This window comes from Arthrobacter sp. NtRootA1, assembly GCF_019976975.1.
GTDB classification, from domain to species: Bacteria; Actinomycetota; Actinomycetes; order Actinomycetales; family Micrococcaceae; genus Arthrobacter; species Arthrobacter aromaticivorans.
This window is the reverse complement of sequence record NZ_AP024630.1, coordinates 3,294,555-3,308,413: the sequence shown is the minus strand read 5'-3', so window position 1 is coordinate 3,308,413 and position 13,859 is coordinate 3,294,555. Positions and strand designations below refer to the sequence as shown.

General features: G+C 66.1%; 16 protein-coding genes. 15 read left to right on the top strand and 1 reads right to left on the bottom strand.

Translation table 11 applies throughout. From position 1 onward, the window contains the following. The first annotated feature begins 84 nt into the window (after nt 1-84). The 13 genes from LDN90_RS14885 to LDN90_RS14825 all read left to right on the top strand — a co-directional run bounded on the left by LDN90_RS14885 (nt 85) and on the right by LDN90_RS14825 (nt 12,882). Nucleotides 85-1,329: a MoxR family ATPase gene (locus tag LDN90_RS14885; protein WP_142938880.1), complete on the top strand. Its 1,245-nt coding sequence runs from the start codon at nt 85-87 to the stop codon at nt 1,327-1,329. 103 nt (nt 1,330-1,432) lie between these two features. After that, the gene (locus LDN90_RS14880) at nt 1,433-3,124 is read left to right on the top strand and encodes a hypothetical protein (RefSeq protein ID WP_142938881.1); all 1,692 of its coding nucleotides are present in this window, start codon (nt 1,433-1,435) and stop codon (nt 3,122-3,124) included. A gap of 148 nt (nt 3,125-3,272) precedes the next feature. Next, nucleotides 3,273-5,207, top strand: coding sequence for an AAA family ATPase (locus LDN90_RS14875; RefSeq protein WP_142938882.1), 1,935 nt, complete (start codon nt 3,273-3,275; stop codon nt 5,205-5,207). 106 nt (nt 5,208-5,313) lie between these two features. Then, a complete protein-coding gene (locus LDN90_RS14870) occupies nt 5,314-5,517 on the top strand; it encodes a hypothetical protein (RefSeq protein WP_142938883.1) in 204 nt (67 codons plus the stop codon). 328 nt (nt 5,518-5,845) lie between these two features. Continuing rightward, on the top strand, nt 5,846-8,635 hold the full coding sequence (locus LDN90_RS14865) for an AAA family ATPase (protein WP_142938884.1): 2,790 nt from the start codon (nt 5,846-5,848) through the stop codon (nt 8,633-8,635). A 107-nt stretch (nt 8,636-8,742) separates the two neighbouring features. Then, nucleotides 8,743-9,363 carry a hypothetical protein gene (locus tag LDN90_RS14860; protein WP_142938885.1) on the top strand — a complete coding sequence of 207 codons (621 nt, stop codon included), beginning with the start codon at nt 8,743-8,745 and terminating at the stop codon, nt 9,361-9,363. A 62-nt stretch (nt 9,364-9,425) separates the two neighbouring features. Beyond that, nucleotides 9,426-10,367 (top strand): hypothetical protein, encoded by a 942-nt coding sequence (locus tag LDN90_RS14855; protein ID WP_142938886.1) that lies wholly within the window; start codon nt 9,426-9,428, stop codon nt 10,365-10,367. Between the two features lie 36 nt (nt 10,368-10,403). Then, the gene (locus LDN90_RS14850; protein ID WP_142938887.1) at nt 10,404-11,105 is read left to right on the top strand and encodes a hypothetical protein; all 702 of its coding nucleotides are present in this window, start codon (nt 10,404-10,406) and stop codon (nt 11,103-11,105) included. 2 nt (nt 11,106-11,107) lie between these two features. Beyond that, the gene (locus tag LDN90_RS14845; protein ID WP_142938888.1) at nt 11,108-11,371 is read left to right on the top strand and encodes a hypothetical protein; all 264 of its coding nucleotides are present in this window, start codon (nt 11,108-11,110) and stop codon (nt 11,369-11,371) included. Further along, on the top strand, nt 11,368-11,652 hold the full coding sequence (locus LDN90_RS14840; protein ID WP_071416456.1) for a hypothetical protein: 285 nt from the start codon (nt 11,368-11,370) through the stop codon (nt 11,650-11,652). Before LDN90_RS14845 ends, LDN90_RS14840 begins: the two co-directional genes overlap by 4 nt. Nucleotides 11,653-11,680: 28 nt before the next feature. After that, entirely contained in the window at nt 11,681-12,175 is a 495-nt protein-coding gene (locus tag LDN90_RS14835; RefSeq protein WP_142938889.1) for a hypothetical protein, read from the top strand. A gap of 157 nt (nt 12,176-12,332) precedes the next feature. Continuing rightward, on the top strand, nt 12,333-12,704 hold the full coding sequence (locus LDN90_RS14830) for a hypothetical protein (RefSeq protein WP_056387433.1): 372 nt from the start codon (nt 12,333-12,335) through the stop codon (nt 12,702-12,704). Then, nucleotides 12,697-12,882 carry a hypothetical protein gene (locus LDN90_RS14825; RefSeq protein ID WP_142938890.1) on the top strand — a complete coding sequence of 62 codons (186 nt, stop codon included), beginning with the start codon at nt 12,697-12,699 and terminating at the stop codon, nt 12,880-12,882. The genes LDN90_RS14830 and LDN90_RS14825 overlap by 8 nt, the downstream gene beginning before the upstream one ends. Nucleotides 12,883-13,049: 167 nt before the next feature. On the opposite strand, the gene LDN90_RS14820 is transcribed toward LDN90_RS14825, so the two are convergent. After that, nucleotides 13,050-13,229 (bottom strand): hypothetical protein, encoded by a 180-nt coding sequence (locus LDN90_RS14820; RefSeq protein WP_160147648.1) that lies wholly within the window; start codon nt 13,227-13,229, stop codon nt 13,050-13,052. Between the two features lie 54 nt (nt 13,230-13,283). Here LDN90_RS14820 and LDN90_RS14815 point away from each other — a divergent pair, with 54 nt between their 5' ends. Next, on the top strand, nt 13,284-13,598 hold the full coding sequence (locus LDN90_RS14815; RefSeq protein ID WP_142938891.1) for a hypothetical protein: 315 nt from the start codon (nt 13,284-13,286) through the stop codon (nt 13,596-13,598). 11 nt (nt 13,599-13,609) lie between these two features. Then, nucleotides 13,610-13,852 (top strand): hypothetical protein, encoded by a 243-nt coding sequence (locus tag LDN90_RS14810; protein ID WP_142938892.1) that lies wholly within the window; start codon nt 13,610-13,612, stop codon nt 13,850-13,852. The last annotated feature ends 7 nt before the right edge of the window (nt 13,853-13,859 follow it).

The following is a 13,859-nucleotide window of genomic DNA, read 5'->3' as shown; positions in this document are numbered from 1 at the left end:
TCCCGTACGGCTCTCAGCCCTGCCGTGGGTCCGTCTCCCCGTCTCACCTGCTCACAGCTCACCCACGACCAGAAAGACATTCCCATGAAGTTCAACGACACCCTGACGACCCTGATCCAGCAGTCCCTCGAGGTCGGGGCCACGCCCGCACTCATGGGCGAGCCCGGCATCGGCAAGTCCTCCTTCGTCGAGGCCCTCGCCTACTCGATGGGTACCAAGGCCTTCGTTCTGCCCTGCAACCAGCTCGCCGACAAGGCCGACCTCACCGGCGCGCGCCTGGTGCCCTACGAAAAGAGCGACGGGACACAGTCCTACAAGCAGGTTTTCTACCCGCACCAGGTCATCCAGGAGTGCATCGACTACGCGCTGGAGAATCCGCGCGAGTGGCCGATCCTCTTCCTCGATGAGATCAACCGCACGACCTCCGACGTGACCTCCGGCGCGCTCACCCTGGTGACCCTGCGACGCATGGGCCACATCGAACTGCCGGAGAACGTCCGCCTCGTCGTGGCGGGCAACGACAAGGGCAACGTCACGACCCTCGATGAGGCCTCGCTCTCGCGCTTCGCGATCTTCCACGTCGAGCCCGACGCAGCGACCCTGATGTCCGTCCTCGGCGACGCGCTGAACCCCTGGGTGAAGAAGGTCCTCACCCAGCACCCCGGACTCATCTTCCAGAAGTCGACGCCGAACGCCATCGTGGCCGACGGCCGCGACGACGACGATGACGACGGCAACGTCACCATGGCCGAGCTCTTCGACGGCGGCGAGGAGATGAACCAGCTCACCACGCCGCGCACCATCGACCACCTCTCACGGTGGCTGAACAAGGTCGACCGCCAGGAACTGGCGAGCCACCTCGCGACCCCGGTCCACATTGGCAGCCGCGAAACCTCACTGCTCAACGAGGCCATCGAGGCATTCACCGGCGACACCATGTTCACCACCCAGCTCGTGGCGGTCATCGCCGAAGACCTTGCCTCGAACTCGGGCGGCCCGGCACACAACCGCGTCAACGTGCCCAAGCCGAATTGCTACGCAACCCTCAAGTCCGCGGGCACGGTCACCGACCTCGCCGCGCAGATCTCGGGCCTGACCCAAAACGAGGTCTCCGGCTCGCTGCTCTACGCGATGAAGGAGAAGGAGGACAACTCCCGCCTCATCGAGCAGCTGGCCCAGGCGGCCGTCCAGATCGAACCGGAGCACACCCGTACCCTGTTCGAGCTGGTGACCACCGGGCAGTTCGACCGGCAGAACCTGGAGGCGTTCCTCGAGGTCGACTCGCCGATCGTGGCCGCGGTCAAGCCGTCCCTGTCGGCCTTCCTCTGAGCCGACCCGGCACCGGGCGGCGGGGGATGCCACCGGCTCCGTTCCGGAGCGTTCCCCGCCACCCCACGACACCCGTCGCCTCAGACTGCAATAGGAGACCACGATGACGATCACCGTCACGAACCAGAAGCCGGCGGTGCTCGACGCCCTGCACACGATCTCGTGCACGGGCGACTACGACCCCATGCCGGCCATCCAGAAGGTCCTGGTCGACCCGCTGCTGGAGCCGCTGAACCCCAGCGCTCCGGCCAGCATCGTCGACGGCTCGGGCCACGACATCACCGGCGACGTCCTGGACATCGTCATGCGCTGCCTCGGCGAAACGATGGACCCGGCCGCTGAAAAGAACGCCAAGGAGCTGCTCGGACAGACCCTGGTCAGCTATGACCAGGGCACGCCCCTGCCGGTGGGTGAGCTGTTCGCCGTCCAGGCCGGGCAGCAAAACAAGTGGCCCGCGCCGTCAGCCCGGGTCCTGTACTCAGCCCAGAACGATGTCATCCCCGCGGCCAAGGGCCTGCTCGCCGGCTCGGCCGACGAAAGCGCCTTCTTCGCCTCCGTCGCCTACACCTACCACCCGAACACCCTCGGCTTCTGGTTCCAGTCCTCTGCCGCCTTCGACGGCTTCAAGATCTGGCTGAACCAGCAGTTGCAGGCGATGGCCGGCGCGAACGCCATGCCCGCAGACACCCTCCGGCTGCTGAACGACTTCGCGAACCTCTCGCTCAAGGGGCTGACCGAGTCGCTGCTTCTGCGCAAGGACGACTCCGACGGCAACGACGAGTTCTCCTTCGCCCGGCTGGTCATTCGCATGCTGATGACCTACGTCGACCAGCGGCGCAAGGCCGCCTCAACAGGCGCGGCTGCCCTCGACACCGGCATCATGCCGTTTACCGTCGGGGAGCTGTTCTGCCCGCGGTCGCTGGTCCTGGTCAACGTCGAGGCCCACGCCCGCGCCACCGCCGCGAAGGTAACGGGGGAGTGGAACCTCATCAACCAGTCCCTCGCCTCGCCCGTGAAAGTCGTCTCCAACGCCGCGCTGTCCAAGCTGACCTCGCTCCCGCGGGCAGCTGCCAGGGCCGCTGCCATGGGCGCACGGCAGCAGCCGGGCCAGCCCGGCTCGCGTTCGGCCCAGGTAAAGTTCCGCAAGGCCCCGCCCACGAAGCTGGACCTGTTCAAGGACATCACCCGGGTGCTCAAGCGCATGGGCAAGGTCAACAAGTCGCAAAACATCTACCGGACCACGAAGACGACCTTCCTCAAGGCCAACCGACGCAACCCGGACGACTTCAACAAGCCCGGCCGGATCACCTCGGTGCAGTACATGCCAGACCTGCACATCTACATCGACACCTCCGGATCGATCTCCGAGGAGAACTACCAGGAGGCGGTGCTGATGCTGATCAAGATCGCCAAGAAGCTCAACGTCAACCTGTATTTCAACTCGTTCAGCCACATGCTCTCCCAGGAAACGTTGCTGAAAGTAGAGAACAAGTCGACGCGGCAGATCTGGAATGAGTTCCGGAAAGTGCCCAAGGTCACCGGAGGCACGGAGTTCAAGCAGATCTGGGACTACATCAACGCCTCGCCAAAGCGCAAGCGCCAGCTGTCGCTGATGATCACCGACTTCGAGTGGCCTCCGCCGTCCAGGCGCGAGGAGCACCCGGCGAACCTCTACTACGCCCCGTGCTCGGCCATGGACTGGAAGTACATGGTCCGCTCCGCCGAGGCGTACGCGAACGGCATGCAGCACATCGACCCGAGCATCCGGCAGAAGCTGCTGGGCATGGTCCTCTGACCCTGCCCTCCAGCCATGGAGGAGACGCCGACCGGCCGAACCGGCCGGCGTCTCCTCCTCCCTCAGACCTACCCGTAACCCTGCCAGGCATCCCGGCGCGCCCACCCAGCGCGCCGCCCGGCGAACCCCACCGAAGGAGGGACCCGCGATGGGCCTCAACAACTTCACGTCGGGCTCCGACGACGACACAAACAGCGGCGGCACGCCTCCGAGCTTCCCGCCCATGGGCGGCATCCCCAGCCAGGGCGGCCAGTCCGACGACGCCGTCAAGGAGCTCCTCGTCGACTACAACGAGAAGTTCAAGAACGCTGACCCGACGATGTTCCGCGACGCGCTCATCGAGCAGGTCCTCTCCGTCCTGATCAGCCGGAACAAGCCGAACGTGCTCCTGAAGGGCTCCGCCGGCGTTGGTAAGACCCGGATCGTCGAGGACATCGCCCGCCGGATCGCCCTGGGCGACACCCTCATCCCGGACCAGCTCAAGGGCTTCACCGTCTACGAGCTGCCCATCACCAACCTCGTCGCCGGCTCCGGCATCGTCGGGCAGCTGGAGGAGAAGGTCCAGACCGTCATCGACTTCGCCTCAGACCCCAAGAACAAGGTCATCCTGTTCATGGACGAGATCCACCAGATCACCGGTGGATCCACCTCCCACACCGACTCAGTGCTGCGAAAGGTCTCGCAGGTGCTCAAGCCTGCCCTGGCCCGCGGCGACATGCGCGTCATCGGTGCCACCACCTCCACCGAGTCCCGGGCCTTCGACGACGACCCTGCCTTCGCGCGGCGCTTCACCCCGCTCATCGTCGACGAACTGACCGTCGAGCAAACCCTCACGGTGCTCGGCAGCGTCCGGCCGGGCCTGGTGGCGCACTACCGCCATCAGATCGCGGTTTCCGACGATGTCCTGGCGGAGACGGTCCGGATCGCGGAGGAGAATTCCCGTGCCGGGCAGCACCGCCCCGACAGCGCCATCACGCTGCTGGACCGGGCGATGGCCGACCGTGTGCTGGAGCAGAAGAAGCTCATCGTCCAGGCCGAGGCAGCCGGAGACACGGCACTCGTGAACACCTTGCGGTCGATCCCGCAGGTGCCGCTGACTACCAAGCGCGTCCTGGACGTGGCCAAGCGTCTGATGACCGGAAACGCCCAGCGCCCGGAGTTCGACGTCGCAACCCTCCGGGCGACCCTGCTGGGCCGCCTGCGCGGACAGGCCGACGTGCTCGAGAAACTTGTGGACCGCCTGGCCCGCGAGGAGCTGGACCTGTTCCCGACGTCGACCCCGACAACCTGGATGCTCGCCGGAGCCTCGGGCGTGGGCAAGACCGAGACCGCGAAGATCATTGCGGAGCAGATGACCGGCACCGAGCCGATCATCCTGAACATGACGGAGTTCCACACTCCCTCGGACACCGCGAAGATCGTCGGGGCACCTCCCGGCTACGTGGGCTCGGACTCCAACCGCGAGCTGCCATTCGACGCGCTCGAGTCCAACCCCCACCGGGTGATCCTGCTCGACGAGTTCGAGAAAGCGGACAAAGCCGTGCAGCGGCTGTTCCTCTCGGCCTTCGACGAGGGCTACATCCGCAACGCCCACGGCAAGGTGCTGGACTTCTCCAAGGCGCTGGTGATCTGCACGACCAACGCCGCGCGGGAAGCCCTGAACCGCAAGCCGGTCGGCTTCGGCTCGGCCCCGCCGGCGGTCTCCCACCGGTCCCTGACCAAGGAGCTGGCTCAGTTCTTCGACGCAGAGCTGCTCGGGCGGTTCTCACTCGTCGTGGGTTTCAACCCGGTCGACGAGCAGGCCTACCGGGAGATCCTCGCGGCGGAGTACAGCCGCCAGCGCGAACGGATCCTGGACGCCAGGCCCCGCCTGGGCCAGACACTGCCCGCGTCGATCCCCGACGACGAGCTGCGTGCCGTCGCCGAGGAGACCTACGTCGATTCCCAGGGTGCGCGTCCGGCCGGCAAGGCTGTGCGCGTGTGGATCGAGGACCGGCTGCTCGCCGCCCAGGCAGCGCCAGTCCCGTCCGCACCACCTGCGGCCGCCGTCTCCGACGAGCCGGAAGCACTGTCCATCGACTGATCCGGCACCACACTGCGTTCGAGCACCCCTGTCCCGGATACCGGGGTGGGGGTGCTCGTGCGTACGCGCATCGCGTTCCACCACAGGAAGTAAGGACGTCACCGCCATGACCATCACGACCACCCACACCACCATCCGTGCAGCACAGCCCGAAGACAGGAGCGAGCAGATCTGCGACGACGCACGGCTGCTGGTCTCCGCCCACTCCGAGGACGCGGCCGACTGCCGTGATCTCGTGCTCATGCTCGGCCTTGTCGAGGTGGACCCCTCGGGGTCCGTCACCAAGGCCAATCCCTGGAACGCCGACTGAAGGTGCTTCCCGCCGGGCCTACCCAAGAGGTGAGCCTGCGATGAACGACCGCGCGCCTGGGTAGCACGCGGTGTCCGGGTCCGCGCGGCTGACGCCGCTGCGCCCGGATTCAGGGGCCTCACGGCCCCTGACGGGTGGGTTGAGAGGAGTGCGGGAGGGCTCGTCGCCAGAGGCGAGCCCTCCCGCTCTCATGCCCGCGCCCGTGACCCAAGCGCTCGTCTAAGAGCATTCGACTGACCATTCATCTCCTGTGAGTATGGTCTATACGGCTCCCATTCGATAAACCCTCTCGACCTGCCTACTGATTCGTTCGAAGAAAGACGACACCATGCCTATCCTGCTTGACGACATCGACCTTTCCGCAGCCGCCGTCGCTGCCCAGAAGACCGTCGACCCGAAGTTCTTCTCCTCTCGTCTGACCGGGTCCGGCAAGAAGACCGGCCTGCTCAACGAGAGCCTGCGGCCGATCAACACTGCGACCAACACCGCCTACGCGGTGGACCGCGACATCGAGGTCAAGCAGAGCTCGACCCACCACGACATCACCACCGCGCTGGTGCCGCTTGCCCCGATCACACGTCGATCCCTGCTCTCGGGCGGCTCGTTCACGCTCCCGGTGCCCCATGTCGACGACCGCTTCGAGCTCGACCTTCCGACGCCGGCCAACTCCTGGGACGTGCACTTCGACATGACCCCCCAGGCCCTGACCGTGTACGAGGACAAGGCTGGCGACAAAATCCGCCGCGACCTGGTGATCCAGTACCGCCTGGAGCTCTACTTCCTCAAGCAGGGCGTGGCTGAGCCCGAGCGCGCCGTCTCGGTGTCCCGCTCCGTCGGCTACGGCAACCACGACGCGGCGGTGTTCCTGCAGTGGGACACCAGCCCTGCCGAGAACGCCCGTGAGTTCATCGAAGATGTGCTCTCGGCCGCAGGGTTGAGTGCCACCAACCTCGACAAGCTCGCCGACTGGATGGACGAGTACCCGATCTACGAGCGCATCACGCGCCTGGCCCGGATCTGGGACTCCGAGGCCATCTCCGACACGGTCTGCCAGTACGTGCAGGACATGCCGGCCAGCCCAACCGAGGAGCAGCTGAACATGCTCGCGGTGCAGCTGCGCTACCTGGAGAACTACAACGTCCCGCTGGAGGCGTACCGCCGGATCCACCAGCAGCTGGACACCACGTTCTCCGCGCCGATCGCGGCGAAGCTGTCCAAGCAGAACCTCAGCCTGCTGATGAACCACACCCTCGACCACCTGGAACGGATGAAGGGCCAGCTCATCACGCCGCCGCAGCCAGCCACGGCGGCGGTGTTCCCGCCGCACCTGTCCAAGCAGCAGCTCGACGCGCTCAGCACGCACGAGCCGCTGGTGATGACGCAGGCCGGCGCGGGCACAGGCAAGTCGACCGTGATCCTCGAGCGCATCAAGTACCTCGAGACCTGCGGGGTGCCCGCCAGCGACATCACCGTCCTGTCGTTCACCAACGCCGCCGCCGACAACATCACCGAGAAGAACCCGAACGTCGGCTCGATGACGATCGCCAAGATGATCATCGACATCTATTCGATGAACCACCCGACCCACAAGGTCTCGGCCATCGACACGATCATCAACTCGATCGACATCTTCTACCCGAACAGCCAGTTCGCGGCGACGTTCCGACACCGCCTGCTGGAGGTCGACCAGAACAAGACCGGCGCGTTCACGGCCCTGAACACCTTCGTCGAGAACCACTTCGACGAGGTGATCGCGCTGCTCGACCGCATCGAGCAGACCTCGCTGGAGCTGCAGATCATCATCTGCTACCAGAAGATCGATGACATGTCCGAGCCTGCCCACGTGCAGAGCAAGTACCTGATCATCGACGAGGTCCAGGACAACTCGGTCTTCGAGTTCATCTACGTGCTGAAGTACATCACCAAGCACGCCCAGTCGCTGTTCATCGTCGGCGACGCCAGCCAGACGCTGTACGAGTTCCGCTCGGCCAACCCGAGGGCGCTCAACACGCTGGAGGGCTCGGGGGTCTTCGCAACCTTCCGGCTCACGACGAATTACCGGAGCAACCAGGAGATTCTCGACTTCGCGAACGTCGTGCTTGGCGGTCTGGAGACCAACCAGTTCGCCAACATCCAGCTGCAGGCCAACTCGCTGGCGGTGCCCACGGCCGACTCCTTCCAGGAGAAGGTCACCCTCAACTACCACGAGGTGGCCCGCCTGACCGGCTTCATCGCCAACGACCTGCAGCCGCTCGTGCGCAACACGGTGATCCCGGAGTACGTTCAGGCCTGCCTGGACCGCGGCGAGCAGGTGGCCTTCCTGGCCTACGCCCGCCGTGAGGTGGCGCTGATCCAGGAAGTGCTCGAGAAGGCCTACCCGAATAAGCACGTGGCCTCGCTCGTCAGCGACCGCGTCTACGCCACGGACATCTTCTCGAAGTACATCAAGTTCTTCTGGAACGACGTCCTGCAGGTGCAGCCGGCCAACGCCTCGTTCGTGGTCTCCCAGGGGATCAAGGACAACATGGGCAAGCTGACGAAGAATGCCGGAAACGTCAACGTCGAGAAGGCAATCCTGCGCACCATCTCCGAGTGGTGGGTCGAGAACAGCGCCGCGATCAACGGCTGGGTGGCCCTGTGCAACCAGGGCAGTCTGCCTGCGAACGTGTTCTTCGACCGGCTCCGCGACAACCTCCTGTCCTTCGAGATCACGCGCAACCAGCAGAAGCTGAACGTGAACAAGCAGAAGAACCAGGAGCGCAAGCGGAAGAACCTCGAGTCCAAGGCCGATCTCGTCGTCTCGACGATCCACGGTGCCAAGGGCCTCGAGTTCGACAACGTCGTCGTCCTCTACAAGGAGGACGCGAAGATGACCCAGGACACCAAGCGGATGTTCTACGTCGCGTTCACGCGCGCCATGAAGAGCCAGTACGTGCTCTCCTACGGCACGGCGAAGAACCCGCCGATCCAGAGCAGCTACGAACAGATCGTCAACGCCCTCACCGAGCGTGACGAGAAGAACGCGCAGCGCGCTGCGGGCATCGACCCGACCCTTCTGGTCGACGACGAGGACGCCGGTACCCCCGGCGACCAGCAGCAGGTCGCAGAAGCCGTCTGACCGACGGCACCGGCGCGGGCGCTCCACCTCCACGAGAGGTCGGAGCGCCCGCGCCTCCTGCTTCCCATCCCATAAACACAGCCAATGCAGCTTCGAAGGAGCACGCCATGACCGCCACTGGAATCCAGGCCGGCTCAGAGGAGCTCGTGCCGGGCCCCGACAGTGCCTACGACCTGGTCATCTGCCACGACGACCGGATCGTCTTCCACGACCACTACCCCTCGCCAGCATTCCGGCTGCGCATGTGCGCGCAGCTGCTGACCGCCTCGGACGTCGTCCTGGGCGCAATCGACGCCTCCGCCGCGAACGAAGTGCACGAGCTGTACCAGTCCAGCTCCGGGCAGTGGGAGAGCGCCCCGGACAGCGTGGTTAACGCCATCGCCAAGCTCTGCCGCCGATGGGGCGTCCAGGTCTACGTGAGCACAACCCGCAAGAAGACCGAGGTTCCCGCCGCGCTCTATTCGGTGATCACCGAGTACGGCCCCGGACAGACCGTCGCCGAGCACTTCACCTCCAGAGAGGCCCGCCGGGCCAGCCTCATCGAGCGTGCCGACATGTTCTTCAGCTCCCGCGGCAGCATCCCCGAGCGGGTGCTGGCCGACGAGCAGCGCCTCGCCGCGCTCGTGGGTGCGTTCCTCATGCCCGCCACCGTGCTCCTCACCGAGGCCGTGCTCGACGAGGCCGACGGCCACTACAAGCCCTCCGGCCGGCCACTGCCGATCCTCTGAGCACCGCCCGAGCGGACGGCCCCGACCACAACCCTGACCAGCAGACCCGGAAGGGACCCGCCATGTCCGCACCTGACACCGTCAAGCCCGAGAACCCGTACGCCCATACGTACGCCGACTTTCTCGCCCAAACCCGGGAGCACGTCCTCGTCGTTCTGCACGACGAGGATCTCTACCGCCACTTCAGGATCCAGGCCCCAGGGACCCGCATGTGGTCCTGGGACGTCACCACCTGGCCCGGCCATATGGCCACCAGCGGCGACATCGCCGACGGCTACATGTTCACCCGAGAACCAGACATGATCGGGTTCTTCGCGTCGGCCGGCAAGAGCGAGGGCTACTACTCCGACGGTGCGCCAAGCATCGACTTCCGCTACTGGGCCGAGAAGCTCTGCGGCGGCCGCTCCCGCGAAGTAAAGCAGTACGACCCAGATCTCTTCATCCAGCTGGTGCGGGAGCACCTCGAAGAAAGCGAGGGACTCGGCACCGAGGCCCAGGAGGTCCACCATCAGCAGTTGGCGCTGCTGGCGCGCCTGCACGAACTGCGCGGCCTTGACGGGGACGCACAGTTGGCGCTCTTCGAGGCCCACTGGAACGCCCAGGAGCACCTCGCGGCCACCGGCACCGTGCTGAACCACGAGCGCCGGAACGCGGCCGCTGCCGCGCGCGCTGCCCTCTGGAGCACCGACGGCATCCCCGACGAGAAGTTCGACCGGCTCACAGAGGAACACAACTGGATGGAGCTCGCCGACATCGAGGTCCCACGACATTCCCCTGCCGAGCGGCGCATGGAAATCATCGAAGACGCCCGCTGGCACGCCGACAGCGAGTCGGAGGCCCACAAATGGCTGGCTGAGCACGAGGACACCGTCGGCTCCGACACCTGGGAGTGGGACCTGCGCGACTGGGACATCCACTTCCTGTTCACCTGCTACTGCGTCGACCTGGCTGTGCGCCTCTACCGCGAGCACGCCGCCGCGAAGACACAGCAATCCGCCGCCTGAGCCGACCCCACCCACATCCCGACCCAAGGAGAACCCATGAGCGCCGATATGCTCACCGCGGCCATCGCCGTCCCGGCCGACCGCACCAAGCCGATCGACTTCGAACGCGGCCGCCTGATGGTCGAGGAGACCGCGGACCCTGAATCGTTCCGGTTCGACGACCCCGAGTCCCAGCTCGAGGAGCTGGTCGAGGACTTCGACCCCGACATGCACCTGGACGCCGAGGGCGAGCCGAGCCCGGAGGTCATCAAACGCGTCGGCCGCAGGGTCATCGACGAGCTCGAAGAGGCGCTGAACTCCAGCGAGACGGACACCATCGAGGTCGCCGGCTACCGGCTGTACCTCTCCGGCGGACTCTCCTCGGGCGATTCCCCCACCGACGCCGCCGACGCGATCTGGCACGCCCACCACCTGCCGGTGACCGTCCTGCTTGCCATGGGATTCATCCCCGACTGCCGCAGGCCGCTGTCCCGGACCAACGGCAACCCCGGACCTGTGACCGACACCGACATCGTCGACGCCATTGCCCTCGGCCTCGGCACCAAGCCGGAGTGGTCCGGTGCCGACGAACTGGAGTGGATCGCCAACGCGATCGGCTCCGTCCGGCCGCACCCGGGAGACCGGGACCCTGCCGAGTACCACGCGGAGTTCACGGAGCAGCACGGCTTCGATCCGGTCGACGACAACTTTCTCATCGGCTATGTCAGCCAGTACGACAACCAGGAAGGCGGGGACTGACCTTGGCCAGCGGTGTTTTCATCCTCTGCGCGTGCTGCGCCCTCAAGCTCGCGAACGACGACGAGTCGGCCTGCCGCGACTACCACGGCCACGACCACGCTCCGCTGCAGGTGCCGGCTGGCACCGCGATCACCCAGGGTCCCCACGAATGGGCGGGCTCTCTCGAACTGACCTGCCATGGCCATGAGAACGGGACCATCCAGCCCCTCGGGGAGTACTGGGTGGCCCAGCCCGGTCCAGCACCGGCCGAAGAAGGAGTGCGATGAGCAGCCGGACGCCAGTGCCCGATGCCCTCTTCGACGCCGATCTCTGCCAGCCTCTCGGCCGCGAGGACTGGGTTGACCGCTTCGACTGGGTGATCATCGACAGGCGCGTCGTGCACGCGCCTGTCACTTGGACATGGACGTGTCCCACATGCGGAGAGTCCGGCGTCATGCCCGATGGTCCCGACCTGCTGGCAGTCCCGCACGGGTCACAGCATGCTGCAGGACTTTTCGGGACGATCGTCCCGCTCGACGTCGAGGCCGAGCGTCCGTCTACTGAATAGCCTCACCGCCCGGAAGGAGGGACCCACCATGACAGAAATCAGCACTGCCACGGCCGCGGTCCTCTCGCCGGCCGTGATCGTCGACATCGACGGGACGGTCGCCACGCACACCCTTCCCGACGGACGCTTCATCAGGGGACACCACGAGTACCGGCTCGTCCCCTGGGACCTGCCCAACCCGCCGGTGATCGAAACCGTGCGCGCCCTGCACGCTGCCGGACTTAAGATCGTGTTCTGCTCCGGCAGGCCGGTCCTGGACGACAACGGCTGGGACGTCGGCCGCGCGACCTACGCCTGGCTCATCGAACATGTGGGGGAGTGGGCTGCCAGCTGCCCTCTGTTCATGCGCGGACAGGGCGACCGCCGGCCGGACGACATCGTCAAGCCCGAGATCTACGAGACCTTTATCCGCGGGCGGTGGGACGTCCTGCTCGCGCTGGATGACCGGCCCAGGGTTATCCGCGCCTGGCAGGCCCTCGGCGTGCCGGTGTTCGACGTCCAGCCCGGCTCGGGCGAGTTCTGATGCATGGCCCGCGCCCTCGACCCGCAGTGGGCCGCAGGGCGCGGGCCTGCTTCTCTTCAACTGCCCCGCTACGCCATTCCCCAGCGACTCAGTGTCCATCAGGAATGGTGGGATATGAGGCACTGGCATCCCATTCGACCACGAATAGACTGGAACCATGACTGACGACAAGACCCCCCAGGCCCCGCGCGAGGGCTCCCTGCCGAAGTTCTCCGTGAACGTCGCCCCGACCCAGAAGATTACCGCCGCCGACCTGGGCACCCTGCTCGAGCGCTTCCGCGCCGGGGATGCCGAGCCCCTGATCTTCGGTGACGGGAACGTCCCCGAGGCCGCCGTAATCCCGTTCGCGGACTTTGTCGACCTGCTCCGGCGGGTCCACGCCGACGAGACTGCCTTCCAGGCCGAGCTTTCCCGCCGCATCCGTGCCTCCGACGCCTCCGAGGAGCCCGGCCTGACCCTCGATGAGCTCGGCGATGAGCTGGGCGAGCCGGCCCGGTCAATGATCCGCAAGGTGCTCGACGATGACTGAGGGGCTGCGGATCAAGGTCCATCTCAGCCCCGGGGCCCGCCAGGACATCGAACGGCTCAACCAGCGCGCCCTGAAGAATCCGCACAGCCGGGACGAGGCGCTCCTTGAGGCCACCATCGTCATGCTCCACCGGCTCAACGGCCGCCGTCACCCGACTAAGCCGCTGGACTACGACTAGGCTTTGCCGACCTCTCCGACTGCGACACAACCTACGTCGGTGCGGACCCCCATGAGAAGCCGCCGCTGCGCATCGTCTCACGCGACGTCAGGCCCGAGCCGCCCGGCGGCATCACCCGGCGCGAGATCGTCGCCATCGGCGCACGCCGCGACAGTAAGGTCTACCGGTCAGCCGGCCAGCGCCTCGGGCGGCCCGTCGGGGTCACCCTCGACCAGCTCGCCGCCCAGCGCCGCGCATCCGCGGCGAAGAACCATGCCCCGCAGGCGGGCAGGGGGCTCGCCACACCCGCACCAGTCGGTGCAGACGTCGAGTTCGACTGACCATTGGGCATCGTTTCTGTTCGTCATTCAGCCTTTCTCATAGAATGGACATGAATGATGATTCGAAGGAGACGGGATGAAGTGATGCACGACTACGACACGGACCACCAGACTTGGGATCCGGCAGTCGCGGAACCACGCCGGGGGATGAGCCCGCGGGCGCAGCTGACAATCCGCCGGAGCCTTGCCCTGGCGATCGCCCTGGGAATGGCCTACGGCATCTTCCATGTGGTCTTCCGCACCGATGTTCTTGCGCCGGTGCTCGCGTACGCCGAACCCGTCAAAGACGGGATCACATGGGTGATCGAGGACCCGAAGCGGGCCTGGCTGGCCTTCGCCGTGCTCGTCATCCCGCACATCGGGCTGTACTACCTGCTGTTCGAGGACCGGAAATGAGGGGACTGGCCATGCTCAGGAACACCAGAACGATCGTGGGGCTGTGCGCGCTCAGCGGAGTCTCGGTCACCGCCGTCATCGGCTGGGCTACCGGCTTCTTCGCCTGGGCCGTGGGCTCCGTCCGTAGCCTGTGGGATGGCTTCATCGCCTTCCTCAACTCGCCGTTCAGCTGGGAGCACCTCGCCGCCGGCGCGGGCGTGCTGCTCATCCCGATCATCATCATCGTCGTGATCTTCGCCATCGCGGATAACTGAGTCGCGC

Excerpts from the sequence above, each read along its gene's own strand:
- LDN90_RS14810 (WP_142938892.1), top strand. The coding sequence starts at position 13,610 with ATGCTCAGGAACACCAGAACGATCGTGGGGCTGTGCGCGCTCAGCGGA.
- LDN90_RS14855 (WP_142938886.1), top strand. The coding sequence starts at position 9,426 with ATGTCCGCACCTGACACCGTCAAGCCCGAGAACCCGTACGCCCATACG.
- LDN90_RS14825 (WP_142938890.1), top strand. The coding sequence starts at position 12,697 with ATGACTGAGGGGCTGCGGATCAAGGTCCATCTCAGCCCCGGGGCCCGC.
- LDN90_RS14835 (WP_142938889.1), top strand. The coding sequence starts at position 11,681 with ATGACAGAAATCAGCACTGCCACGGCCGCGGTCCTCTCGCCGGCCGTG.
- LDN90_RS14850 (WP_142938887.1), top strand. The coding sequence starts at position 10,404 with ATGAGCGCCGATATGCTCACCGCGGCCATCGCCGTCCCGGCCGACCGC.
- LDN90_RS14820 (WP_160147648.1), bottom strand. The coding sequence starts at position 13,229 with ATGACGAACAGAAACGATGCCCAATGGTCAGTCGAACTCGACGTCTGC.
- LDN90_RS14830 (WP_056387433.1), top strand. The coding sequence starts at position 12,333 with ATGACTGACGACAAGACCCCCCAGGCCCCGCGCGAGGGCTCCCTGCCG.
- LDN90_RS14880 (WP_142938881.1), top strand. The coding sequence starts at position 1,433 with ATGACGATCACCGTCACGAACCAGAAGCCGGCGGTGCTCGACGCCCTG.
- LDN90_RS14860 (WP_142938885.1), top strand. The coding sequence starts at position 8,743 with ATGACCGCCACTGGAATCCAGGCCGGCTCAGAGGAGCTCGTGCCGGGC.
- LDN90_RS14840 (WP_071416456.1), top strand. The coding sequence starts at position 11,368 with ATGAGCAGCCGGACGCCAGTGCCCGATGCCCTCTTCGACGCCGATCTC.
- LDN90_RS14870 (WP_142938883.1), top strand. The coding sequence starts at position 5,314 with ATGACCATCACGACCACCCACACCACCATCCGTGCAGCACAGCCCGAA.
- LDN90_RS14875 (WP_142938882.1), top strand. The coding sequence starts at position 3,273 with ATGGGCCTCAACAACTTCACGTCGGGCTCCGACGACGACACAAACAGC.
- LDN90_RS14885 (WP_142938880.1), top strand. The coding sequence starts at position 85 with ATGAAGTTCAACGACACCCTGACGACCCTGATCCAGCAGTCCCTCGAG.
- LDN90_RS14865 (WP_142938884.1), top strand. The coding sequence starts at position 5,846 with ATGCCTATCCTGCTTGACGACATCGACCTTTCCGCAGCCGCCGTCGCT.